Genomic DNA, 2332 nt, shown 5'->3' on the forward strand with positions numbered 1-2332 from the left:
CGGGCCCCGGCCCCGGCGCCCTCGGCCCCGGGCGCCTGTCGGCCCCGGTCGGTTCAGCCGTCGGTGAAGGTCTCGCCCCGGTCGGCCTTCTCCCGCAGGAGCGCGGGCGGCGCGAAGCGGTCGCCGTAGCGCTCCCGCAGCTCCTCGGCGCGGGCGACGAAGCCGGGCAGACCCCCGGGGTAGCCGTTGACGTACTGGAGCACGCCGCCGGTCCAGGGCGGGAAACCGATGCCCATGAGCGAGCCGATGTTGGCGTCCGCGACGGAGGTCAGCACGCCCTCCTCAAGGCACCGCACACTGTCCAGCGCCTCCGCGAAGAGCATGCGCTCCTTCATGTCCTCGAACGGCACGTCCGCGTCCGGGCGGGTGAAGTGCTCACGCAGGCCCGGCCACAGCCGGGTGCGGCGGCCGTCCTCGTACTCGTAGAAGCCCGCCCCCGCGCTGCGCCCCGGGCGCCCGAACTCGTCGATCATCCGGTCCACCACGGCGTCCGCCGGGTGCCCGGGCCACTCCACGCCCTCGGCCTCCAGCGCCCGCCGGGTCTCGTCCCGGATCCGGCGCGGCAGGGTGAGCGTCAGCTCGTCCATCAGCGACAGCACCTTCGCCGGGTAGCCGGCCTGGGCGGCGGCCTGCTCCACCGAGGCCGGCTCCACGCCCTCCCCCACCATCGCGATGCCCTCGTTGAGGAACTGGCCGATCACCCGGGAGGTGAAGAAGCCCCGGGAGTCGTTCACCACGATCGGCGTCTTGTTGATCTGCCGGACCAGGTCGAAGGCCCGGGCCAGTGCCTCGTCACCGGTGACGGCGCCCCGCACGATCTCGACCAGGGGCATCCTGTCGACCGGCGAGAAGAAGTGCAGGCCGACGAAGTCCTCCGGGCGCGCCACGCCTTCGGCGAGCACGCCGATCGGCAGCGTGGAGGTGTTGGAGCAGAGCAGCGCGTCGGGGGCGACGACGTCCTGCACCTCCTGGAAGACCTTGTGCTTGAGTGCCGGGTCCTCGAACACCGCCTCGATCACCGCGTCGCAGCCGGCCAGCCGCGCCGGATCGGCCGTCGCGGTGATGCGGGCGAGGAGCGCGTCGCGCTTCGCCTCCGTGGTGCGGCCCTTGGCGAGGGCCGCGTCCAGCAACCCGGCGGAGTAGGCCCTGCCCTTCTCGGCGGCCTCCTCGGACACGTCCTTGAGCACCACGTCGATCCCGGCCCTGGCACACGCGTAGGCGATGCCCGCGCCCATCATGCCGGCGCCCAGCACGGCCACCTTGCGGACCGTGCGCGGCTCGGGGCCGACCGGCCGGCTCACCCCGGAGTTGACGGCCTGGAGGTCGAAGAAGAAGGCCTGGATCATGTTCTTCGAGATCTGGCCGGTGACCAGCTCCACGAAGTAGCGGGCCTCGATGACCTCGGCGTTCGCGAAGTCCACCTGGGCGCCCTCGACGGCCGCGGCCAGGATGTTGCGCTGCGCGGGGTAGGGAGCGCCGCCGGTCTGCTTGCTGAGGTTGGCGGGGAACGCCGGGAGGTTCGCGGCCAGCTTCGGATGGGAGGGGGTGCCGCCCGGGATGCGGTAGCCCTCGGTGTCCCACGGCTGCCGGGCCTCCGGGTGGGTGTCGATGAACGCCCGGGCACGCGCGAGCATCTCCTCCTCGCTGCCGGCCACCTCGTGCACCAGGCCCTTCTCCCTGGCCCGCTCGGGGGTGTACCGCTGACCCTGGAGCAGCACGTTCAGCAGGGCGTCGGTGATGCCGAGCAGTCGAACCGTCCGGGTGACGCCGCCGCCGGCCGGCAGCAGGCCGAGGGTGGACTCCGGCAGCCCGATCCGTGAACCGGCGGCGTCCAGCGCCACGCGGTGGTGGCAGGCGAGGGCGATCTCCAGGCCGCCGCCGAGCGCGGCCCCGTTGATCGCGGCCACCACCGGCCTGCCGAGCGTCTCGATGCGGCGCAGGTCGCGCTTGATCCGCATGCCGGCCTGGAACACCTGCTCGGCGTCCTCCGGCGTCGCCCTGATCATCAGCCGGAGGTCCCCGCCGGCGAAGAAGGTCTTCTTCGCCGAGGTGACGATGACGCCCCGCACCGAGTCCCGCTCGGCCTCCAGCCGGTCCGCGACCGCGGTCAGCGAGGCGCGGAAGGCCTCGTTCATGGTGTTGGCGGACTGGTCGGGGTCGTCGAGGGTGAGGGTGACGACGTCGTCGGCGTCGCGATCCCAGCGGATCGCCGTGGGCTCAGGCATGTGAGGGTCTCCAGCGGTTCTGTCGGGCACGGAGGACGGGCGCGGGCGGCGCCCCGGACGGTCGGCACGATCGGCGGGCCCGGCCGGGCGGCTCGGCACGGGCGGCG

1 protein-coding gene is annotated in these 2332 nt (G+C 73.4%); it reads right to left on the bottom strand.

Features of this window, described 5'->3' with window-relative positions; all coding sequences use genetic code 11:
• Positions 1–53: 53 nt before the first annotated feature.
• Entirely contained in the window at positions 54–2225 is a 2172-nt protein-coding gene (locus tag ACYVE9_RS23385; protein WP_461029872.1) for a 3-hydroxyacyl-CoA dehydrogenase NAD-binding domain-containing protein, read from the bottom strand.
• Between the last annotated feature and the right edge of the window lie 107 nt (positions 2226–2332).

The organism is Streptomyces sparsus, assembly GCF_054776295.1.

Excerpts from the sequence above, each read along its gene's own strand:
- ACYVE9_RS23385 (WP_461029872.1), bottom strand. The coding sequence starts at position 2,225 with ATGCCTGAGCCCACGGCGATCCGCTGGGATCGCGACGCCGACGACGTC.